Below are 19,852 nucleotides of genomic sequence, written 5' to 3'. Positions count from 1 at the left end.
CTGTAGAAAGTTGGACGAAAGACACAAAACACGCACAACAGGGGTGGCGGTTATCGTCGGAACAGGCTTGGCAACACGCGCATTCTCCTTACTCTCGGACTTCTATCAGGTTGGGCCGGGCCGCTTATTGGGGGCTCAGGCAGTAATGTTCGATCAACTGGCTTAACAGACGCACTGTAGGCTGCAAACGTGACATTTCAAGATACTCGCCCGGCTGATGCGCACAGGCGATGTCACCCGGGCCCAGCACCAGGGTCTCGCAGCCCAGGCGTTGAAGATAAGGCGCTTCGGTGCCAAATGCCACCGCCGCGGCCGTATGGCCTGTCAGACGCTCGGCCACCCGCACCAGTTCCGCATCGGCGGCCTGCTCGTAGGGCGGGCACTCGGGAAACAGCGGCTGGTAGTCGATCTGCACCTGATGCCGTTCGGCCAGGGGCTGTAGCTTCTGACGAATGAGCCCGCGCAGAATTTCCGGATCCATGCCCGGCAGCGGACGCAGGTCGAACTCCAGCGAGCACTGCCCGCAAATCCGGTTGGGGTTGTCGCCGCCATGAATGCAGCCCAGGTTGAGGGTCGGCTGCGGTACGCTGAACTGCGGGTTGCGGTACTGCGTCTGCCATTGCGTGCGCAGGCCCTTGAGTTCACTGATCGCGTCGTGCATGGCCTCCAGCGCGCTGTGGCCCAGGCTGGGGTCGGAGGAATGCCCGCTGCGCCCGAGAATGTCGATGCGCTCCATCATCACGCCCTTGTGCAGGCGGATCGGCTTGAGCCCGGTCGGCTCACCGATCACCGCTGCCCGCCCCAGGGGACGGCCCGCGTCGGCCAGGGCGCGCGCGCCGGCCATGGAGCTTTCTTCGTCGCAGGTGGCCAGGATCAGCAGCGGCTGCCTGAACGGCTGGTCGAGCAGCGGGCGCACCGCCTCGATGATCAAGGCAAAGAAGCCCTTCATGTCGCAGCTGCCCAGGCCCACCCAGCGCCCGTCGACCTCGGTGAGTTTCAACGGGTCGGTCTGCCACAGCGCGTCGTCGTAGGGCACCGTGTCGCTGTGCCCGGCCAGCACCAGCCCGCCCGGGCCTGTGCCGTAGCTGGCCAGCAGGTTGAACTTGCCCGGCGAGATTGTCTGGATCTCGCAGGCAAAGCCCAGGTCGCCCAGCCAGCCGGCCAGCAGGTCGATGACCGCCCGGTTGGACTGGTCCAGCGCTGGCTGGGTGCAGCTCACCGACGGCGTGGCGATCAACGCGGCGAACTGGTCCTTCAAGGATGGCAAGGGCATGAACGGCTCCTGAATGGCGAAACGCAATGCGGTCCATCATAGGGCCATCAGGCGTCAGGAATAAACCGTAGCGGTTCAGGTCCTGTACACTGGTGGCCTCATCAGTACCAGCGTTTGGATTGCCCCCGGCCATGCACAAAGAAACCGAAATCAAACTGCGCGTCAGCCGCGAAACCCTCGCCGCCCTGCGCGAGCACCCCCTGCTGAAAAAGCGCAACAAGAGCGGCTGGGAGCGCCTGGAACTGACCAATCAGTATTTCGACACGCCCGAACGCGACCTGGCCCAGGCCAAGGTGGCGCTGCGCATCCGCCGCGATGGCGAGCAACTGATCCAGACCCTCAAGACCCGTGGCCAGAGCGTGGCGGGCCTGTCCGAGCGCAATGAATTCAACTGGGACCTGGCCAAGGCCAAGCTCGATTTGAAGAAGCTCGACGATCAATGCTGGCCGGCACAACTGGCCGAACTGGACAAGAAAACCATCAAGCCGCTGTTCACCACCGATTTCGTGCGCGAAAAAGCCGAGATCGCCTGGGGCCGCGGCAAGGCCAAGGTGGTGATCGAAGCCGCCCTGGACCTGGGCCAGGTGGTGGCCGGCAAGCAGAAGGAAGAAATCTGCGAGCTGGAGCTTGAACTGCGCGAAGGCGAACCCGAGGCGCTGCTGGAACTGGCCGCCGAGCTGGCCGCCACGTTGCCGCTGATGCCGTGCGACATCAGCAAGGCCGAACGCGGCTACCGCCTGCTCGATCCGGCCAGCTACTCGCTGAGCCTCAAGGCGCCGGTCTTGCACGCCGAACTGCCACTGGACGACGCCTACACCGCGCTGGCCTGGCACCTGCTGGGCAGCAGCCAGCGTCTGGCCGAGCAATACCGTTTCAACGGTCACTGGCGCCTGTTGCAGGACTGGGTCGAGCAATTGGCCGAACTGCGGGCCCTGACCGGCAGCCTGGGCCAGTGTGCTCCGCGCGCCACCACCGCCAGCCTGCGCAGCGCGCTGGATGCCCTGCTCGAAGACTGGCGCCCGCTGGTCCAGGCGGGTCAGCACGACGAAGACGTGCGCGGCGCCGCTCATGAGCAGTTCCTGGAAGAGTTGCAGGACACGCGCTGGGGCGAGTTCTCGCTGAACACCTCGCGCTGGTTGCTGGCACGCAGCTGGACAGTGGAGCGCAATAACCGGGGCAATCGCCTGGGCGCCGTGGCACTGGGCAACTGGCTGCCGACCCAACTGGCCGAAGAAGCCCGCAGCCTGCAGCTGAACCGCTACCAGCAACAGCCCGAAGACCTGGCCGAGCAATTGCCGCGCATCGAACGCCTGCAAGCCTGGCTGCACTGGGCACGGCATGTGCTGGAACTGCCGGAGATGGACCGCTTGTACGGTGAACTCAACAAGCTGGAGCAACTGGCCCATCAGGACATCAGCGACGAAGTGCTGGACGCCCGCGTGCAGCAGGCCCTGACCGTGGCCCAGACCAAGACCTGGAAAGTGCTGGTGAAGCTGTAACCCACCTGGCAAGACATCGGGTAGGGGCGCGCCGGCAGAGCGCGCTCCTACCGGGCCCAGTGTTTGCTGCGCGATGGCGCTGTGTCAGCGTCCCAGCGGCAGGGTGGTGGTGGACTTGATTTCCGACAGGGCCACGATCGAGTTCACTTCCTGGATTCCCGGCACCATCGACAGCTTGTCGAAGAAGAACTTCTCGTAGGCCTCGATATCGGCCGTGACGATGCGCAACAGAAAATCCACCGCGCCCATCAGCACATAACACTCCAGCACCTCCGGAAACTCGCGAATCGCGTCGGTGAATTCGGCGAAGTTGGAGCGGCCGTGGGCGTTGAGTTTGATTTCGGCGAAGATCTGCGTATTCAAGCCGATCTTCTTGCGGTCCAGCAGGCTGACCTGGCGACGGATCACGCCTTCGTCCTTGAGCCGCTGGATCCGCCGCCAGCACGGCGATTGTGACAAGCCCACCTGCTCGGCGATCTGCGCGCTGGACAGCGAGGCGTCTTCCTGAAGAAGTGTCAGGATCTTACGGTCGTAGGCATCCAGCTCTATGGACATAATTATTTCTCATGGAAGGCAAATGGCAGATTGTTCATGCGCAATATGAAGCCAGGGCCAGATAATAGATCAGTTTTGCCGCACTCTTCATGCAAGAATTTCCGTACTTGCTCAGGAGATCCGCCCATGCCCATGCTCGAAGCCGTACCTGCCCTGCCGCGTCGCGCGGATGTATGGAATGCCAGCAATGCCCTGGTGACCGTGCGCTATCGGATCCAGGCCCAGGCACAGCCGGCACTGATGTGCCAGGTCTTGAACCTGTTCGCCCTGCAGTACCTGATTCCCGGCCAGATCAACATGGTGCGCCACGGCGATGACCTGCACATCGAGGTGGACGTAGACGCTGTAAGCGCCCACCGTGCCGAGGTCATCGGTGAAAAAATGCGCAACCTGATCGATGTCGATACAGTGGCACTTGAGACCCTGACGTCTGCCCTGCCGATCGAGCAGCCGGCGGCCCGCGCCATGGCCTGAGCGATCAGTGCGGTAATGCCTGTTCACACAAGGGGCGCAACACCGGCACGCTTGGGGTCTACGCTGCTCGCTGTCAGAGTGATCCCTTCCCGCCCCCGCCCAAGGAACCTGCATGGCCGTTCACGCTTCTTCTTCCACGGACCGCTGGCTTGACCTGAACGACCTGTTGCGTGACCTGGTCGCCCAGGGCCACCTTGAGCAAAGCGACGCAGAAACCGCCATCACCCTGCGACGCGGCGCGGCGAACGTGCAGATGCACCCGCTGGAGTTCCTCGCCGCCCAGGCGTTTGAAGATGGCAAGCGCCCCGGGCGCAAGCTCGACCTGGAGACCCTCACCGCCTGGCTGGCCGCCCAGTGCGGCCAACCGTACCTGCGCATCGACCCGCTGAAGATCAACGTGGCCGCCGTCACGCCGCTGATGTCCTATGCCTTCGCCCAGCGCCATCGCATCCTGGCCGTGGCCGTGGACCGCGAGTCGGTGACCATCGCCAGCGCCCAGCCGTATGTGCAGGGCTGGGAGGCGGACCTGTCGCATGTGCTCAAGCTGCCGATCAAGCGCGTGGTGGCCAACCCCAGCGATATCCAGCGCATGACCGTGGAATTCTTTCGCCTGGCCAAATCGGTCAGTGGCGCCACCGCCACCGACCAGAAAAGCAGCAACCTGGGCAATTTCGAGCAACTGCTCAAACTCGGCGCCAGCGACCAGGAGCCCGACGCCAACGACGCGCACATCGTCAATATCGTCGACTGGCTGTTCCAGTACGCTTTCCAGCAACGGGCCAGCGATATCCATATCGAGCCACGCCGCGAGCACGGCACGGTGCGCTTTCGCATCGACGGGGTGCTGCACAACGTCTATCAGTTTCCGCCGCAAGTGATCATGGCCGTGGTCAGCCGGCTCAAGAGCCTGGGGCGTATGAATGTCGCGGAAAAACGCAAACCCCAGGACGGCCGGGTCAAGACCAGCACCCCGGCCGGCGGCGAGGTCGAGTTGCGCCTGTCGACGCTGCCGACCGCCTTCGGCGAAAAGCTGGTGATGCGTATCTTCGACCCGGACGTGCTGCTCAAGGACTTCGACCAATTGGGCTTTTCCAGCGACGACCTGCGCCGCTGGCAAGGCATGACCTGCCAGCCCAACGGCATCATCCTGGTGACGGGCCCTACCGGTTCAGGCAAGACCACCACGCTGTACACCACGCTCAAGAAGCTGGCGACCAGCGAGGTCAACCTGTGCACCATCGAAGACCCGATCGAGATGATCGAGCCGGCCTTCAACCAGATGCAGGTGCAGCACAATATCGACCTGACCTTTGCCAGTGGCGTGCGCGCCCTGATGCGCCAGGACCCGGACATCATCATGATCGGCGAGATCCGCGACCTGGAGACCGCCGAAATGGCCATCCAGGCGGCGCTGACCGGGCACCTGGTGCTTTCGACCCTGCACACCAACGACGCGCCCAGCGCCATCAGTCGCCTGCTGGAGCTGGGCGTGCCGCATTACCTGCTCAAGGCCACGATCCTGGGCGTCATGGCCCAGCGCCTGGTGCGCACCTTGTGCCCGCACTGCAAGGCACCCATCGCCCTGGATGAAGTCGACTGGCAGACCCTGACCCGCCCCTGGCAGGCGCCAGTGCCAGCCGGCGCCCACCGCGCCGTGGGCTGCGCCGAATGCCGCGACACCGGTTACCGGGGGCGCGCCGGCGTGTACGAAATCATGCTGATGTCCGATGGCGTCAAGGCCCTGATCGCCGCCGACCTCGACCTGAGCGCCATGCGCCGCCAGGCTTTCAAGGAGGGCATGCGCAGCCTGCGCCTGTCGGGTGCGCAGAAGGTCTCGGCCGGGCTTACAACCCTTGAAGAAGTGTTACGCGTCACACCCCAGAGCGAACAACGTTGAAATACAAGCCCGGATGCGGTTTCACTGGGCATCGACGACAATCCCCGCCCCCTCCCGTACTGACAAGGAAGTACCATGCAAACCGGTAGTATCGTAATCCTCTTATTCGTCGGCCTGGCATTGGCCATCGTGTTCATGGGCTTCAAGGTGGTCCCGCAGGGTTACCAATGGACAGTGGAGCGTTTCGGCCGCTATACCAACACGCTCAAGCCCGGCCTGAACATCATCATTCCGGTGATGGATCGCATCGGGCGCAAGATCAACGTGATGGAAAGCGTACTGGACATCCCGCCCCAGGAAGTCATTACCGCCGACAACGCCACGGTCGAGATCGATGCCGTGTGCTTCTACCAGGTGATCAACACCGCCCAGGCCGCCTACGAGGTCAACGACCTCCAGCACGCCATCCGCAACCTGCTGCAAACCAATATCCGCACCGTGCTCGGCTCCATGGAGCTCGACGCCATGCTCAGCCAGCGCGACGGCATCAACGAGCGGCTGCTGCGCATCGTCGATGAAGCCACCGCGCCGTGGGGCATCAAGATCACCCGCATCGAGATCAAGGACATCAGCCCGCCCGAAGACCTGATGGCGGCCATGAGCGGCCAGATGAAGGCCGAGCGCATCAAGCGTGCCCAGATCCTTGAAGCCGAAGGCCTGCGCGCAGCGGCGATCCTGACCGCCGAAGGCAAGAAGCAGGCGCAGATCCTCGAGGCCGAGGGCAGCCGGCAGGCCGCCTTCCTGGAATCCGAAGCCCGCGAGCGCCAGGCCGAAGCCGAAGCCCAGGCCACCCGCGTGGTGTCCGACGCCATTGCCACCGGCAACGTGCAGGCCATCAATTACTTCGTGGCGCAAAAATACATCGAGGCCCTGGGCCAACTGGCTTCGGCCGACAACAGCAAGGTCATCCTGATGCCGCTGGAGGCCAGCCAGGTCATCGGTGCAGTAGGCGGGATCGGCGAGATCGTCAAAGCCACCTTCGACCGCAAGGCTTGAGGCACACACCATGAGCTGGCTGTATAACCTTTCGTTCTGGGACTGGCTGGCACTGGGCACGGTGCTGTTGATCCTGGAGATGTTCGGTGCCGGCGGCTACCTGCTGTGGATCGGCATCGCCGCTGCCGCGGTCGGCCTCTTGAGCTTCGTGCTGCCGGAGCTGCCCTGGACCGTGCAGTTTCTGCTGTTTGCCGTGTTTGCCGTACTGACCGCCGTGTACTGGTGGTACCGGCAACGCACGGCGGCGCGGCCATCGGACCAGCCGGGGCTGAACATGCGTGGGCAGGAACTGATCGGCCACAGTTTTGTGGTGCAACAGGCCATCGTGGACCGGCGTGGCAAGATCAAGGTCGGCGACAGCGTATGGATCGTCACCGGTCCCGATACCCCGGTGGGTGGACGGGTCAGGGTGGTGAGCCAGGAAGGTACGGTGCTGCAGGTCGAGCCTCTCTGAGCGGGGGGCAGGCAAGGGAACTACCGGGGGGAAACATTCTCCAATGAACCGGAATCTTCCCATTTGGAGTACGTCATCATGCGTCTGAAACTTGCTGTCGCCACTTGTGCTCTGCTTTCTCTTCCGGTCGGGTCGGCGATGGCCGATGCCGGTTTCTGGCGCGATGTCATTTCGTCGGGCGCCACCACCGGCTCGACGTACCTGACCTTCCGGGATCACAAGCTGATCGTGGCGGCCCAGGATGATGCCGGCAGCTTCGTGGCCAGCGACGGCGGGATCCGCGGTCCGTTCCTGGAAGCTGCCATGGCGCAGGTACGCCAGGACAACCCGGGGCTGCAAGCCAGCGACATGGAACTGGCCAACGCCATCCTGACCCGCAACGCACAGTAGGAGCCCGCTTGCCGGCGACCGAGTGCGAAGCGCTCGCAAAACTGATGAAACGCTGAAATTTTACGACTGCTACGCAGCCGGTCGCGGCGGTCCGGCATGCCGGCAAACGCGCTCCTAGCGGGCCCATGTTTGCTGCGCGAAAGCGTGCCGCCTTGGCGCTGTGCCAGTGGCACAGGATGATCTCCTATGGGTAGCCACCCGGCCATCCGTAGGAGCGACCAACGGTCGCGAACCGGTTACTCGCCGATGGCGGCCTGATAACCGGCCGCATCGAGCAGCCTGGCCAGGTCAGCGTCAGCATCGGCGGGCTTGAGCTTGAAGATCCAGGCGCTGTAAGGCTCGTTGTTGAGCTGCTCGGGTTCATCGCCCAGCGCTTCGTTGACAGCAGTGACCTCGCCGCCTACCGGGGCGTAGATGTCCGAAGCGGCCTTGACCGACTCGACCACACCGGCTGCATCGCCGGCAGCGAAGACTTTGCCGACTTCCGGCAACTCGACGAACACTACATCGCCCAGCGCCTGTTGCGCGTGATCAGAGATGCCCACGGTGATCGTGCCATCGGCCTCCAGGCGCGCCCATTCATGGCTTTCGGCAAAACGCAGTTCGGCGGGAATATTGCTCATTTGTCATCCTCAGAATTATCAGGTCAGCGGCGGTTCGCCAGATTAGATAAGCACTTTGCCGTGGCGCACGAAACTTGGACGCACCACGCGCACGGGGTACCACTTGCCGCGAATTTCCACTTCGGCCCGATCAGCGGTGGCCATCGGGACGCGTGCCAGGGCAATCGACTTGCTCAGCGTAGGAGAGAAGCTACCACTGGTGATCTCTCCATCGCCAATTTCTGCGATACGCACCACCTGATGGGCGCGTAGCACACCGCGCTCTTCCAGCACCAGACCCACCAGTTTGGACGCCGCGCCAGCCGCACGTTCACGCTCCAGCGCCGGGCGGCCGATGAAGTCGCGACCGGCAGGCTCCCAGGCAATGCTCCAGGCCATGTTGGCGACCAGCGGCGAGACCTGTTCGTCGATGTCCTGGCCGTACAGGTTCATGCCGGCCTCCAGGCGCAGCGTATCGCGGGCGCCCAGGCCGATCGGCGAGATGCCGGCACCGACCAGGTCGTTGAAAAAGGCCGGGGCCTGCTCGGCGGGCAGGATGATTTCCAGGCCGTCTTCACCGGTGTAGCCGGTGCGGGCGATGAACCAGTCCTGGTCGTGATGGCCTTCGAAGGGCTTGAGGCGCCGAATCAGTTCCGCGCGCTGGCTGGACAGCAATTCGGCAATCCGCTGGCGGGCACGTGGGCCCTGGATGGCCAGCATTGCCAGCTCCGGGCGCTCGACCAGTTGCACATCGAAGCCGGCCAGGTGGGCCCGCATCCAGGCCATGTCCTTGGCACCCGTGGCGGCGTTGGCCACCAGGCGATAGCCGCCGGGCGTGAGGTAGACGACCATGTCGTCGATGATGCCGCCGTGCTCATCGAGCATGGCGCTGTACAACGCCCGCCCGACCTCTTGCAGGCGGCCCACGTCGTTGGCCAGCAGATAACGCAGCCAGACCTTGGCCTGGCTGCCGAGCACATCGATCACATGCATGTGCGAAACATCGAAGACGCCGCAATCGCGACGCACTTCGTGATGTTCCTCGACTTGCGAGCCGTAGTGCAACGGCATGTCCCAACCACCAAAATCGACCATTTTCGCGCCCAGCGCGAGGTGCAGGTCAAACAGGGGGGTACGCTGTCCCATGGGTTTCTCCTTCCGGGCGTGGCGAAGATGCGGGCCGGGACCTGCTGGCAAGCCCCCAGTGGTTCGGGGTTTGTTACAACTGACAACCTGCCGACGAAGCCGCAGCCCGCACCGATTGCGGCGCATTGTAGCCGCATGGCGAGCACCTCGCACCCGACGTGCGGTTTCCTGAAATACGCAGTGTCATTTCATCGGGCCAGCACTCAGCCATGTTGACGTGCCGAACGCCGGATCAGACCGATCACCGGCAGCAGGCCGACCAGCACCAGGGTCAGGGCCGGCAAGGCGGCGCGGGCCCATTCGCCCTCACTGGTCATTTCAAAGATCCGCACGGCCAGGGTGTCCCAGCCAAACGGGCGCATCAGCAGGGTGGCCGGCATCTCCTTGAGTACATCGACAAACACCAGCAAGGCTGCACTCAAGGCGCCCGGCACCAGCAACGGCAGGTAGATGGTGAAAAACAGTCGCGGGCCGCTGGTGCCCAGGCTGCGCGCCGCTTCCGGCAACGACGGGCGGATCCGCGCCAGGCTGCTTTCCAGCGGGCCATAGGCTACGGCGATGAAGCGCACCAGATACGCCAGCAACAGCGCCGACAGGCTGCCCAGCAGCAAGGGCTTGCCCGCGCCGCCCAGCCACGACGACAGCGGGATCACCAGCGCCCGGTCGAGGTAACTGAACGCCAGCATGATCGACACCGCCAGCACCGAGCCCGGCAAGGCGTAGCCCAGGTTGGCCAGGCCCACGCCCGAGCGAATCGCCCGGGTCGGCGCCAGGCGCTGGGCGAACACCAGCACCAGCGCCACGCTGACCGTGATCAATGCCGCCAGGCTGCCCAGATACAGGGTGTGCAGCACCAGCCCGGTGTAGCGCTCGTCCAGGTCGAAACGCCCGCGCTGCCAGACCCAGACCACCAGTTGCAGCATCGGTATGGCGAAGGCACAGATGAACACCAGTGCGCACCAACTGCTGGCCGCTGCGGCCTTGAGACCGGTGAGGTGATACAGCGCCTTGCTGCGCGGACGCTCGTTGGCGGCCCGGCTGACGCCGCGTGCGCGACGTTCGCCATAGAGCACGACCATGACCGCCAGCAGCAGCAGGCTGGCCAGCTGTGCAGCGCTGGAGAGGCTGAAGAAGCCATACCAGGTCTTGTAGATGGCCGTGGTGAAGGTGTCGAAGTTGAACACCGACACCGCGCCGAAATCGGCCAGGGTTTCCATCAGCGCCAGGGCCACGCCGGCACCGATGGCCGGGCGCGCCATGGGCAGCGCCACGCGCCAGAACGCTTGCAGCGGCGACAGGCCCAGCACCCGCGCCGCCTCCATCAGGCCACGGCCCTGGGCCAGGAACGCGGTGCGCGCCAGCAGGTAGACATAGGGGTAGAACACCAGCACCAGCACCACGATCACCCCGCCGGTGGAACGGACACGGGGCAGGCGCAGGCCGCTGCCGAACCACTCGCGCAGCAGGGTCTGCAAGGGGCCGGCAAAATCCAGCAGGCCGACAAAGACAAAGGCCAGTACGTAGGCGGGAATCGCAAACGGCAGCATCAAGGCCCAGTCCAGCCAGCGCCTGCCGGGGAATTCGCACAGGCTGGTCAGCCAGGCCAGGCTCACACCCAGCACGGTGACGCCCACGCCGACCCCGAGGATCAGGGTCAGGGTATTGCCGAGCAGGCGGCTCATCTGGGTGTCGAGCAGGTGCGACCAGATTTCCCGGTCGACGCTTTGCCAGGACAACAGCAGGACGCTGAGGGGCAAGAGCACCAGCGCGGCGATGGCAAAGACCAGGGGGTACCAGCGGCGTTGGGCGGGGTGGGCCAAAGGGAATTCTCGGTTTACGGTGATTCGCGGGGTTCGCGGCTGAAGCCGCGGCCCCCGCGAAAAGGGCGGGTATTAAATCAATTCCAGCCCGCGCGATCCATCATGCGAATCGCTTCTGCCTGACGCTTGCCGGCCACTTCGACCGCAATGGTGTCGGCCTTGAACGAACCCCAGCCCGCCACTTCGGCACTGGGCGGTACGCTCGGGTTGGCCGGAAATTCCTGGTTGACGCCGGCAAAGATCGCCTGGGCTTCGGGACCGGTCATCCATTCCACCAGCGCCTTGGCCGCCTCGGCGTGCGGCGCATGTTTGGTCAGGCCGATGCCCGACAGGTTGACGTGCACGCCACGGTCGGCCTGGTTGGGCCAGAACAGCTTGACCGCCAGTTGCGGGTTCTGTTTGTGCAGGCGGCCGTAGTAGTAAGTGTTGACGATGCCCACGTCGCACTGGCCGGCGTTGATGGCCTCCAGCACGGCGATGTCGTCGGAGAAGACGTCGGTGGACAGGTTGTTGACCCAACCCTTGAGGATTTCGCTGGTCTTGTCGGCACCGTGGGTTTCGATCAGGGTGGCGGTCAGCGACTGGTTATAGACTTTCTTGGCCGTGCGCAGGCACAGGCGCCCTTCCCAGTTCTTGTCGGCCAGGGCCTCGTAGGTGCTCAGCTCTTCGGGTTTGACCCGGTCGGTCGAGTAGGCAATGGTCCGCGCCCGCAGGCTCAGGCCGGTCCAGGCGTGGGTCGAGGAGCGGTACTGGGCCGGGATGTTCTTGTCGATCACCGGCGTGCTGAACGGCTGCAGGATGCCCATCTGCTCGGCCTGCCAGAGGTTGCCGGCATCGACGGTCAGCAGCAGGTCGGCGGTGGCGTTCTCGCCCTCGGCCTTGATGCGCTGCATCAGCGGCGCTTCCTTGTCGGTGATGAACTTGATCTTGACGCCGGTCTTGGCGGTATAGGCATCGAAAACGGGCTTGATCAGTTCGTCGATACGCGACGAATACACCACGACCTCATCGGCGGCCTGGGCAGTGCTGCCGAGCATGGTCAGTGTCAGGGCAGCGAGAAGACGCTTGCTTGCCTGCATGGGAAAGCCTCTAGGTTCGAATACGAGGTCGAAATGGTAGTCAATACCATTCACGACCTCAATGAGGGGAGGTGAAGAGCCGTAACTTAATGTTGCGTGAGGGGCCTATGTAGGAGCGCGCTCTGCCCGCGACCGGCTGCGTTAGCAGTCGTAAATTTGTGGCGTTTCATACAGCTTGAACGTTAACAATCATAAATTTTCAGGGTTTCCGAGATTTTGCGAGCGCTACGCACTCGGTCGCGGGCAAGCGCGCTCCTACTGTTCGGGTACGTGCGCGTCCGGGAGCCGGTCCGACAGGCGTGCCAGTTCTAGCATTTCGCCTGCCAGGCCCAAGGCCTGGCGCACGAACAGGGCCTTGACCTCGGGCAGGCTGTCGACGGCCTTCAGGCCGGTGTTGCGCAGCCAGCGCAAAGGCAGCGGATCGGCCTGGAACAGGCGCTTGAAGCCCTCCATGGCCGCCATCAGGCTCAGGTTATGCGGCATGCGCCGACGTTCGTAGCGGCCCAGCACGCGTTCATCGGCCAGGCGTTCGCCACGCGCGTGGGCGTGCAGCAACACTTCGGCCAGCACGGCCGCGTCCAGAAAGCCCAGGTTCACGCCCTGCCCGGCCAGCGGGTGGATGGTGTGTGCGGCATCACCGATCAGCGCCAGGCCCGGGGCCACGTAGCGCTTGGCGTGGCGCTGACGCAGCGGCACGCACAACCTGGGGTCGGCGTGCAGCACGGTGCCCAGTTGCCCTTCGAAGGCGCGCTCCAGCTCGACACAGAACCGCGCACCGTCCAGCGCCATCAAGCGCTCGGCCTCGGCCGGCGTCACCGACCAGACGATCGAGCACCAGTGCTCGCCCTCGCGCACCAGCGGCAGAAAGGCCAGCGGTCCGTCGTCGGTGAAGCGCTGCCAGGCTGTGCGCCCATGCGGGCGGGCGGTACGCACGCTGGTGACGATAGCGTGGTGCAGGTAATCCCACTCACGGGTCGGCGTGCCGCTCAGGCGGCGAATGGCCGAATGCGCGCCGTCGGCACCCACCACCAACGGTGCACGCAGGTGGCGGCCGTCCGCCAGGGTCAGCAGCCAGTCATCGCCGGAATGGCGCAATTGTTCCAGGCGCGCATGCTCCAGCAGGCCGATATCGCTGTCGTGCAGGCGTTCGAGCAAGGCGTCCTGAACCACCCGGTTCTCGACGATGTGCCCGAGGACATCGGCCTGCACACTGGCGGCAGAAAAATGAATCTGCCCGGTGCCGCTGCCGTCCCAGACCTGCATCTGTGCATAAGGGCTCAGACGCCGGGCAGCCATGCCATCCCAGGCCCCCAGGCGTTGCAGGATGCGCTGGCTGGCCGCCGACAGCGCACTGACACGCGGATCGAATTTCGCCTGCGGGTCGAACGGCTCGACACTCATCGAGCCGCCGTCGACCACCAGCACATCCAGGCCGCTGCCTTGCAGGGCCAGGGCCAGGGCACTGCCGACCATGCCGGCGCCCACGATCAGCACATCCGCGCGGGTTTCCATGTTCAGATCACTCGTGTTGGGCGCGCAGGCCGGTTGGGGTTGAAAGGATCATGCATCGGGACGGGTTCCCAGGCCCATGGCCTGACGGGCGAACCAGCGCTTGGCCGGCGGCAAGAGGTCCAGGCCAAGCAAGCCGAGGTTACGGCCGGTGGTGATGGCCGAGGCGGTACTGCCGAACAGGCGCGTGACCTTGTCGGAAAAGCCCACGGTCAGTTGCTGGTCGCGTTGCTGGCGGGCGCGATAACGCTGCAGGGTCGCCAGGTCACCCGGCACCCGGTCACTTTCAAGCAGCGTGCGGGCCAGCGCATCGGCATCACGCAGCGACAGGTTGAAGCCCTGCCCGGCAATCGGGTGCAGGCTGTGCGCGGCGTTGCCCAGCACCACCAGGTGCGAGCGCACCTGCTCGTCGGCCTCCACCAGGGTCAGCGGGTACACATGCCGTGCCCCGACCTGGCACAAACGGCCCAGGCGGTAGCCGAACACGTCCTGCAGCTCGCTGAGAAAACGGCGTTCATCGAGTGCGGCCAGGCGCTGGGTATCATCGCCGGTGCGGGTCCAGACCAGCGCACAACGATTTTCCGGCAATGGCAGCAGGGCCATCGGCCCCTGTTCGGTAAAGCGCTCGAAGGCTTGCCCGCAGTGGGCTTCGGCCGGGCTGATATTGGCGATCAGCGCGCTCTGGCCATATGGCCGCTGGTGCACGCTGATGCCCAGTTGCTCGCGCAGATTGGAGCGCCCGCCATCGGCCAGTACCGCCAGGTCACACTCCAGTTCGGTCTCGTCGCTCAGGCCCAGCCGATAGCCGCCGGCCACGGCCTGCATGCTGCGCACCTCGGCCGGCACTCGCCAACTGATCACCTCGGGGTCCAGGCCCTGCCACAGGCATTGGCCCAGCCAGGCGTTCTCGACCACATACCCCAGGGCGGGCACACCTTCTTCGAGGGCCGACAGGCGTGCAGAACCGAAACGTCCGCGATCAGAGACCTGGATCTGCAGGATCGGCTCGGCGCGCCGGGCAATCTGCTGCCACAGGCCCAGACGTTCATAGATGCGTCGGGCGCCGAACGACAGCGCAGAAGAACGCGCATCGTAGCTGGGCTGGTAGGCATCGCCCGGTGCGAAGGGCTCGATCAGCACGATCTTCCAGCCGCGCTCACGGGCACCGGCCTGCAGGGCCAGGGCCAGGCTGGCGCCGACCAGTCCGCCACCGACGATGGCCAGGTTGAAGCGGCTCATGCGGCCTGCACCCGGGCAGCGGCCATCAGGGCCTCGATCTCGGCCACCGTGCGGGGCACGTCGCCGGTCAGGATGTCGCACCCCTGGCGGGTCACCACCACGTCATCTTCGATTCGCACACCGATCCCTCGCCATTTCTTCGCCACAGACGTGTTGTCTGTCGCAATGTAGATGCCGGGTTCCACGGTCAGTGCCATGCCGATTTCCAATACCCGCCACTGACCGCCGACCTTGTAGTCACCGACATCATGAACGTCCATGCCCAGCCAGTGGCCGGCACGGTGCATGTAGAACGCCTTGTGCGCGTCGCTGGCGATCAAGGCGTCGACTTCGCCCTTGAGCAGGCCGAGTTCCACCAGCCCGGCGGTAATGACCCGCACCGTGGCCTCGTGGGCTTCGTTCCAGTGCCGGCCCGGGCCGATGGCTTCGAAGGCGGCCTGCTGGGCCTTGAGGACCAGTTCGTAGATCGCCTTCTGCTCGGGCGAAAAGGTGCCGCTGACGGGGAAAGTGCGGGTGATGTCGCTGGCGTAGCAGTCGATCTCGCAGCCGGCATCGATCAGCACCAGATCACCGTTCTTGAGCGGCGCGTTGTTTTCCTGGTAGTGCAGGATGCAGGCATTGCGGCCCGAGGCGACAATCGAGCCATAGGCCGGCATGCGGGCGCCGCCCTTGCGAAACTCGTATTCCAGCTCGGCTTCCAGGCTGTACTCGTACAGGCCGGCGCGGCTGGCCTGCATGGCCCGTACATGGGCGCGAGCCGAGACTTGCGCGGCGTAGCGCATGACCTTGACCTCGGCAGCCGACTTGTACAGGCGCATGTCGTGCAGCAGGTGATCCAGGGCCACGAACTCGTTCGGCGGCTGTGCACCCAGGTGGGCCTTGGAGCGGATGGTATTGATCCACTCCATCAGGTGCCGGTCGAATTCAGGGTTGCTGCCCATCGCCGAATACACCCGGTCGCGGCCTTCGATCAGGCCCGGCAGGATGTCGTCGATGTCGTTGATCGGGAAGGCGTCGTCGGCGCCGTAGTCGCGCACCGCCCCTTCCTGGCCGGCGCGCAGGCCGTCCCACAATTCACGCTCCGGGTTGCGCTCGCGGCAGAACAGCACGTATTCGCCGTGCTCACGCCCCGGCATCAGCACCACCACCGCTTCCGGTTCGGGAAAGCCGCTCAGGTACTGGAAATCGCTGTCCTGGCGATAGACGTGCTCGACATCGCGGTTGCGGATCGCCACGGCCGCTGCCGGCAGGATGGCAATGCTGTTGGGTTCCATCTGCGCCATCAGGGCCTTGCGGCGCCGGGCGTATTCGGACTTCGGGATATGCATCATGGGTAATGGGCGTCCCCGTTCAGGCAGTGTGCAGGCGGTGTGCCGCTGGTGTGCCGCCGATATGTAAAGACACGACACTCGCAGCGCGTCACACCATCGGCGCGGGAGCGTGCAGGCCGGGATGCGGTGCCCCGGCCCGGCATGCGGTTACGGGATCAGTGTAGCGAAGGCTTGGCGGCGGCCGGTGCCGCGTCTGATTTGCCGCATTCGGTGAACAGCAGCAAGGGCGCGACGCGCAGGTATTCCATGACCTCCATGTAGTCGCTTTCGCCGTCTTCGGACTCTTCCAGCGCATCCTGCACCTGGGCGATGGCGGCCAGGTCCTGAAGCACTTCGGTGGCTTCCAGGCTGATCACCCGGTCGCCGGCCGCCAGGCCGAAGCCCGACAGGAAGCCCTGGCACCATTGACCCAGTGCGGCGGCGCGCTCGGTCAGCGGCTCGTCATCGCCGGGCAACAGCAGCACCACGGTCATGTCTTCGCTGGTCAGTTCACCCTTGACCATCTCCTGCAGCCCGACCAGGGCCTGGCGCACGTTATCCTGTGGCTCGGTCTCAAGCAGGATCGAGGCATCGGCAAACCAGCTCTCGGCATCGAAACCGGCGCCGGCACAGCTGCGGCCAAGCAGCATGCCATGCAGCTCGGCGGGAGAAACCGGATGGCCGCCGCTGGCAAGCAGGGTGGCGAAGGCTTTGTAGGGGGAGTTCTGAATGGGCATGGGCAACTGGTCGCCTGACGGCGCTATGTCTAGAATGAAGGCCTTGTATCGTAGGGGTTGATAGCATGGCAACACAAGCTGCAACCCCCAAACTATCTGCACGGCAGGAGGGTCCAAGGATCTTTCACGATCCGGGCAGCCGGCACCGGGTATCGTGCCATTCATCAGAAATCATCCGTGAGGCTCCATGCCAGACACCGATCTGCACGCGCTGATGGCCAGACTGGAGTTGTTGCTTGAACGTGTCGAGCAACTAAAAGGCCAAAATGCGTTCCTATTAACTCAGGAAAAAACCTGGCGCGAGGAACGCGCCCATCTCATTGAAAAGAACGAAATCGCCCGGCAGAAGGTCGAGTCACTGATTTCGCGCCTCAAAGCCCTGGAGCAAGACTCATGAGCAATGGCAACAGCGTTACCGTGCAAATTCTCGACAAGGAATATTCCATCATCTGCCCGGCCGAAGAGCGCGCCAATCTGGTCAGCGCTGCCCGCTACCTCGATGGCAAGATGCGGGAAATCCGTTCCAGCGGCAAAGTCATCGGCGCCGACCGTATCGCCGTGATGGCCGCCCTGAACATCACCCACGACCTGCTGCATCGACAGAACCTGCCTGACGTGCAGGTCAGCGGGACAACGCGCGAACAGGTGCGTGACCTGCTCGAACGTGTCGACCTGGAGCTGACCGGCGATGCCCCAGGCTCAGGCAATTCGTCGCGAGGCTGATAATCCTGTAACGATTCTGTATACTTGCGCCACTCCCTGGAGTGTTTGCCAGTCGGTCATGTCCCTGAGCCGATACGCACAACCACGGGGGTTGCACGTGGAGTTGGTGCGCATGTCCGCCCGACGGAAAGCCTTAAAACTTCCTGCAATCTCCACCTTGAACTTTCGGGTTCAAGGGCTACACCGACAGCGGCTCGTCGGGGAGTCCTGATTCCAGCCATTGCCTGCCAACGCGCGGCAATGGCTTTTTTCTTTCCTCAGCTGTGAGGACCCGCCTGCATGACACCTCGCTCATGATCAGCGCCATGTCACTGTCGCGCCCGCAACTGCGCCGCCAGTTGCGCAAGGCCCGCCGCGCCCTGAGCCGCAGCCAGCAACAGGCTGCCGCCCGTGGCGTGTATCGCCAACTGGCCCAACACCCCCTGTTCCGCCGCGCCCGGCATGTGTCGCTGTACCTGGCCAATGACGGGGAAATCGACCCGCGCCTGTTGGTGCAGGCCGCGCAGCGACGCGGCAAGGCGGTCTATCTGCCGGTGCTCAATGCCTGGCCCAGAACGCGGATGGTGTTTCAGCGGGTGCAGCGTGGCGAGGCGTTCAAGCCCAATCGCTTCGGCATCCCGGAACCCTTGGTCAGCCGCGCGAAACAACGACCGATCTGGGCACTGGACCTGATCCTGATGCCATTGGTGGGGTTCGACGAACAGGGCGGGCGGCTGGGCATGGGCGGCGGTTTCTATGATCGCAGCCTGGCCTATCGCAGCCGCCGGCAGACCTGGCGCAAGCCGACACTGCTGGGGCTGGCCCATGAATGTCAGAAAGTCGATCAGTTGGCCCTGGCCACCTGGGATATTCCCTTGCAGGGCACGGTGTCGGACAAGCGCTGGTATCTGGCGTAGGCGCAACGAGTGGCGCCCGAGGGGTCAATCAATGACGACCCGGAACCTTCTGCTGTTGCTGGACGATCTCGACAGGTGCGTCAGGTTTGTTGGTCCACAGGCTCTGTGCATAGCCGGTGGTGACAATGCCCAGGCCGAACAAGATGACGAGAATCCAGAGAAGATCCGGCTTGCGATTCACTGATTGCCTCCTGAAGGAAATCAAATACGTGTCAGTAGCGGGGTAAGGTGAAGGGCCTTGCCAACTGCGCGGGTGGTACGAAAGGAGCGGCATTTTGCGGTAACGTGACGCAGTACGCAAATTATCAATCGAACCGGCTGTCGGTTTGTCATGAACTTGTCTCAATCCCCTTTCTGGAGTCCCCGCCGTGGCCTACTGGCTGATGAAATCCGAGCCTGACGAGTTCTCGATCAGTGACCTGCAACGCCTGGGCCAGGCGCGCTGGGACGGCGTGCGCAACTATCAGGCGCGCAACTTTCTGCGCAGCATGGCCGAAGGCGACGGTTTTCTTTTCTACCACTCCAGTTGCCCCGAGCCCGGCATCGCCGGCACAGGCCACATTGTGCGCAGCGCCTACCCCGACCCGACGGCGCTGGACCCGGACAGCCACTACTTCGACCCCAAGGCCAGTCCTGAAAAAAATGCCTGGAGCGCCATCGACGTGGGCTTTGACCAGCAGTTTGCCAAGGTGCTGGGGCTGGGCTGGCTCAAGCAGCAAACGGCGCTGGAGCAACTGCCCCTGGTGCAAAAGGGCAGCAGGCTGTCGGTGATGCCGGTGACCGCCGAACAATGGGCAGCGATCATGGCACTGACGGCCTCTGCTACTGGGCAATCAGGTTATTGAACAGCAGGTCTTCGACGACGGGCTTGCCTTCTTCGTCGTTCATGATCTGCTGAACCTGCTTGAGCGCTTCCTGACGCAGTTTTTCCTTGGCCTCGGCAGTGCCCATGCTCTCGACTGTCTGCTGGGCAAACAAGGCCACCAACTGGTTACGGATCAGCGCGTCGTTGCGTTTGACCGCTGCGGCCGCATCGGCACCGGTGACGCGCACGGCGATGTCGGCCTTGTACACCCGCACCTTGGGCCCGCCATCGAGCGCGTAGTTGCCCACGAACGGTGGCGTCAGGCTGACATAGGCGGCCTTCGGCGCGGCATCTTCTTCCTTCTTTTCTTCGGCCTGCACCAGGGCAGGCAGCGACAGGGCCAGCAACATCAGGATCCACGCTTTCACAGTCCACTCCTTCAATACGA

At 64.1% G+C, this 19,852-nt stretch carries 22 protein-coding genes and 1 other RNA gene; 11 read left to right on the top strand and 12 right to left on the bottom strand.

The window, feature by feature from the left end:
• Window positions 1–124: 124 nt before the first annotated feature.
• Window positions 125–1,273 carry an acetylornithine deacetylase gene (gene argE, locus ASF84_RS23160; protein ID WP_056841210.1) on the bottom strand — a complete coding sequence of 383 codons (1,149 nt, stop codon included), beginning with the start codon at window positions 1,271–1,273 and terminating at the stop codon, window positions 125–127.
• Between the two features lie 131 nt (window positions 1,274–1,404).
• Here argE and ASF84_RS23155 point away from each other — a divergent pair, with 131 nt between their 5' ends.
• Window positions 1,405–2,772, top strand: a complete 1,368-nt coding sequence (locus ASF84_RS23155; RefSeq protein ID WP_056841209.1) for a CYTH domain-containing protein — start codon at window positions 1,405–1,407, stop codon at window positions 2,770–2,772.
• An 84-nt stretch (window positions 2,773–2,856) separates the two neighbouring features.
• On the opposite strand, the gene ASF84_RS23150 is transcribed toward ASF84_RS23155, so the two are convergent.
• Window positions 2,857–3,327, bottom strand: coding sequence for an Lrp/AsnC family transcriptional regulator (locus tag ASF84_RS23150; protein WP_056841208.1), 471 nt, complete (start codon window positions 3,325–3,327; stop codon window positions 2,857–2,859).
• A 126-nt stretch (window positions 3,328–3,453) separates the two neighbouring features.
• On the opposite strand from ASF84_RS23150, the gene ASF84_RS23145 reads away from it, so the two are divergent.
• From ASF84_RS23145 to ASF84_RS23125, 5 genes are all read left to right on the top strand, one after another.
• The gene (locus ASF84_RS23145) at window positions 3,454–3,801 is read left to right on the top strand and encodes a hypothetical protein (RefSeq protein ID WP_056841207.1); all 348 of its coding nucleotides are present in this window, start codon (window positions 3,454–3,456) and stop codon (window positions 3,799–3,801) included.
• Window positions 3,802–3,913: 112 nt separating this feature from the next.
• On the top strand, window positions 3,914–5,698 hold the full coding sequence (locus ASF84_RS23140) for a GspE/PulE family protein (protein ID WP_056841206.1): 1,785 nt from the start codon (window positions 3,914–3,916) through the stop codon (window positions 5,696–5,698).
• Window positions 5,699–5,773: 75 nt separating this feature from the next.
• Window positions 5,774–6,694 (top strand): SPFH domain-containing protein, encoded by a 921-nt coding sequence (locus ASF84_RS23135; RefSeq protein ID WP_056841205.1) that lies wholly within the window; start codon window positions 5,774–5,776, stop codon window positions 6,692–6,694.
• A gap of 10 nt (window positions 6,695–6,704) precedes the next feature.
• On the top strand, window positions 6,705–7,148 hold the full coding sequence (locus ASF84_RS23130) for an NfeD family protein (RefSeq protein WP_056841204.1): 444 nt from the start codon (window positions 6,705–6,707) through the stop codon (window positions 7,146–7,148).
• 78 nt (window positions 7,149–7,226) lie between these two features.
• Window positions 7,227–7,538: a DUF2388 domain-containing protein gene (locus ASF84_RS23125; protein WP_056841509.1), complete on the top strand. Its 312-nt coding sequence runs from the start codon at window positions 7,227–7,229 to the stop codon at window positions 7,536–7,538.
• A 236-nt stretch (window positions 7,539–7,774) separates the two neighbouring features.
• Here ASF84_RS23125 and gcvH read toward each other — a convergent pair whose 3' ends face one another.
• The 8 genes from gcvH to ASF84_RS23085 form a co-directional block, all read right to left on the bottom strand.
• Complete coding sequence (gene gcvH, locus ASF84_RS23120) at window positions 7,775–8,161, bottom strand: glycine cleavage system protein GcvH (protein WP_056841203.1); 387 nt, start codon at window positions 8,159–8,161, stop codon at window positions 7,775–7,777.
• 42 nt (window positions 8,162–8,203) lie between these two features.
• Window positions 8,204–9,286, bottom strand: a complete 1,083-nt coding sequence (gene gcvT / locus ASF84_RS23115) for a glycine cleavage system aminomethyltransferase GcvT (RefSeq protein WP_056841202.1) — start codon at window positions 9,284–9,286, stop codon at window positions 8,204–8,206.
• A 203-nt stretch (window positions 9,287–9,489) separates the two neighbouring features.
• Window positions 9,490–11,106 carry an ABC transporter permease gene (locus ASF84_RS23110; RefSeq protein WP_056841201.1) on the bottom strand — a complete coding sequence of 539 codons (1,617 nt, stop codon included), beginning with the start codon at window positions 11,104–11,106 and terminating at the stop codon, window positions 9,490–9,492.
• 77 nt (window positions 11,107–11,183) lie between these two features.
• Entirely contained in the window at window positions 11,184–12,185 is a 1,002-nt protein-coding gene (locus ASF84_RS23105) for an extracellular solute-binding protein (RefSeq protein WP_056841200.1), read from the bottom strand.
• Between the two features lie 255 nt (window positions 12,186–12,440).
• Window positions 12,441–13,697 (bottom strand): 2-octaprenyl-3-methyl-6-methoxy-1,4-benzoquinol hydroxylase, encoded by a 1,257-nt coding sequence (locus tag ASF84_RS23100; protein ID WP_056841199.1) that lies wholly within the window; start codon window positions 13,695–13,697, stop codon window positions 12,441–12,443.
• A gap of 48 nt (window positions 13,698–13,745) precedes the next feature.
• Window positions 13,746–14,933 (bottom strand): 2-octaprenyl-6-methoxyphenyl hydroxylase, encoded by a 1,188-nt coding sequence (gene ubiH, locus ASF84_RS23095; protein WP_056841198.1) that lies wholly within the window; start codon window positions 14,931–14,933, stop codon window positions 13,746–13,748.
• Window positions 14,930–16,264: a Xaa-Pro aminopeptidase gene (gene pepP / locus ASF84_RS23090; protein WP_056841197.1), complete on the bottom strand. Its 1,335-nt coding sequence runs from the start codon at window positions 16,262–16,264 to the stop codon at window positions 14,930–14,932. The genes ubiH and pepP overlap by 4 nt, the downstream gene beginning before the upstream one ends.
• Window positions 16,265–16,419: 155 nt before the next feature.
• Window positions 16,420–16,980, bottom strand: coding sequence for a YecA/YgfB family protein (locus tag ASF84_RS23085; RefSeq protein ID WP_056841196.1), 561 nt, complete (start codon window positions 16,978–16,980; stop codon window positions 16,420–16,422).
• Between the two features lie 187 nt (window positions 16,981–17,167).
• Here ASF84_RS23085 and ASF84_RS23080 point away from each other — a divergent pair, with 187 nt between their 5' ends.
• The 4 genes from ASF84_RS23080 to ASF84_RS23070 all read left to right on the top strand — a co-directional run bounded on the left by ASF84_RS23080 (window position 17,168) and on the right by ASF84_RS23070 (window position 18,599).
• On the top strand, window positions 17,168–17,377 hold the full coding sequence (locus ASF84_RS23080) for a TIGR02449 family protein (RefSeq protein ID WP_056841195.1): 210 nt from the start codon (window positions 17,168–17,170) through the stop codon (window positions 17,375–17,377).
• Window positions 17,374–17,703 (top strand): cell division protein ZapA, encoded by a 330-nt coding sequence (locus tag ASF84_RS23075; protein ID WP_056841194.1) that lies wholly within the window; start codon window positions 17,374–17,376, stop codon window positions 17,701–17,703. The genes ASF84_RS23080 and ASF84_RS23075 overlap by 4 nt, the downstream gene beginning before the upstream one ends.
• Window positions 17,704–17,733: 30 nt before the next feature.
• Window positions 17,734–17,911: non-coding RNA, 6S RNA (ssrS, locus tag ASF84_RS28730), on the top strand.
• An 85-nt stretch (window positions 17,912–17,996) separates the two neighbouring features.
• The gene (locus ASF84_RS23070) at window positions 17,997–18,599 is read left to right on the top strand and encodes a 5-formyltetrahydrofolate cyclo-ligase (RefSeq protein ID WP_056841193.1); all 603 of its coding nucleotides are present in this window, start codon (window positions 17,997–17,999) and stop codon (window positions 18,597–18,599) included.
• 28 nt (window positions 18,600–18,627) lie between these two features.
• Here ASF84_RS23070 and ASF84_RS29505 read toward each other — a convergent pair whose 3' ends face one another.
• Entirely contained in the window at window positions 18,628–18,780 is a 153-nt protein-coding gene (locus ASF84_RS29505) for a hypothetical protein (RefSeq protein WP_109512186.1), read from the bottom strand.
• 187 nt (window positions 18,781–18,967) lie between these two features.
• On the opposite strand from ASF84_RS29505, the gene ASF84_RS23065 reads away from it, so the two are divergent.
• Window positions 18,968–19,444, top strand: coding sequence for an EVE domain-containing protein (locus ASF84_RS23065; RefSeq protein ID WP_056841192.1), 477 nt, complete (start codon window positions 18,968–18,970; stop codon window positions 19,442–19,444).
• Here ASF84_RS23065 and ASF84_RS23060 read toward each other — a convergent pair.
• Window positions 19,422–19,832 (bottom strand): flagellar basal body-associated protein FliL, encoded by a 411-nt coding sequence (locus tag ASF84_RS23060; protein WP_056841191.1) that lies wholly within the window; start codon window positions 19,830–19,832, stop codon window positions 19,422–19,424. The two genes, ASF84_RS23065 and ASF84_RS23060, sit on opposite strands and share 23 nt — an antisense overlap.
• Between the last annotated feature and the right edge of the window lie 20 nt (window positions 19,833–19,852).

The sequence above is a fragment of the Pseudomonas sp. Leaf127 genome, assembly GCF_001423155.1.
Taxonomy (GTDB): Bacteria; Pseudomonadota; Gammaproteobacteria; order Pseudomonadales; family Pseudomonadaceae; genus Aquipseudomonas; species Aquipseudomonas ovata.
The sequence above is the reverse complement of the archived record's forward strand: the minus strand, read 5'-3'. Positions and strand labels throughout refer to the sequence as shown.

What these genes read in the sequence shown, in the direction of transcription:
- argE (WP_056841210.1), bottom strand. Translation starts at nt 1,273, where the DNA reads ATGCCCTTGCCATCCTTGAAGGACCAGTTCGCCGCGTTGATCGCCACG.
- ASF84_RS23155 (WP_056841209.1), top strand. Translation starts at nt 1,405, where the DNA reads ATGCACAAAGAAACCGAAATCAAACTGCGCGTCAGCCGCGAAACCCTC.
- ASF84_RS23150 (WP_056841208.1), bottom strand. Translation starts at nt 3,327, where the DNA reads ATGTCCATAGAGCTGGATGCCTACGACCGTAAGATCCTGACACTTCTT.
- ASF84_RS23145 (WP_056841207.1), top strand. Translation starts at nt 3,454, where the DNA reads ATGCCCATGCTCGAAGCCGTACCTGCCCTGCCGCGTCGCGCGGATGTA.
- ASF84_RS23140 (WP_056841206.1), top strand. Translation starts at nt 3,914, where the DNA reads ATGGCCGTTCACGCTTCTTCTTCCACGGACCGCTGGCTTGACCTGAAC.
- ASF84_RS23135 (WP_056841205.1), top strand. Translation starts at nt 5,774, where the DNA reads ATGCAAACCGGTAGTATCGTAATCCTCTTATTCGTCGGCCTGGCATTG.
- ASF84_RS23130 (WP_056841204.1), top strand. Translation starts at nt 6,705, where the DNA reads ATGAGCTGGCTGTATAACCTTTCGTTCTGGGACTGGCTGGCACTGGGC.
- ASF84_RS23125 (WP_056841509.1), top strand. Translation starts at nt 7,227, where the DNA reads ATGCGTCTGAAACTTGCTGTCGCCACTTGTGCTCTGCTTTCTCTTCCG.
- gcvH (WP_056841203.1), bottom strand. Translation starts at nt 8,161, where the DNA reads ATGAGCAATATTCCCGCCGAACTGCGTTTTGCCGAAAGCCATGAATGG.
- gcvT (WP_056841202.1), bottom strand. Translation starts at nt 9,286, where the DNA reads ATGGGACAGCGTACCCCCCTGTTTGACCTGCACCTCGCGCTGGGCGCG.
- ASF84_RS23105 (WP_056841200.1), bottom strand. Translation starts at nt 12,185, where the DNA reads ATGCAGGCAAGCAAGCGTCTTCTCGCTGCCCTGACACTGACCATGCTC.
- ASF84_RS23100 (WP_056841199.1), bottom strand. Translation starts at nt 13,697, where the DNA reads ATGGAAACCCGCGCGGATGTGCTGATCGTGGGCGCCGGCATGGTCGGC.
- ubiH (WP_056841198.1), bottom strand. Translation starts at nt 14,933, where the DNA reads ATGAGCCGCTTCAACCTGGCCATCGTCGGTGGCGGACTGGTCGGCGCC.
- pepP (WP_056841197.1), bottom strand. Translation starts at nt 16,264, where the DNA reads ATGATGCATATCCCGAAGTCCGAATACGCCCGGCGCCGCAAGGCCCTG.
- ASF84_RS23085 (WP_056841196.1), bottom strand. Translation starts at nt 16,980, where the DNA reads ATGCCCATTCAGAACTCCCCCTACAAAGCCTTCGCCACCCTGCTTGCC.
- ASF84_RS23080 (WP_056841195.1), top strand. Translation starts at nt 17,168, where the DNA reads ATGCCAGACACCGATCTGCACGCGCTGATGGCCAGACTGGAGTTGTTG.
- ASF84_RS23075 (WP_056841194.1), top strand. Translation starts at nt 17,374, where the DNA reads ATGAGCAATGGCAACAGCGTTACCGTGCAAATTCTCGACAAGGAATAT.
- ASF84_RS23070 (WP_056841193.1), top strand. Translation starts at nt 17,997, where the DNA reads ATGATCAGCGCCATGTCACTGTCGCGCCCGCAACTGCGCCGCCAGTTG.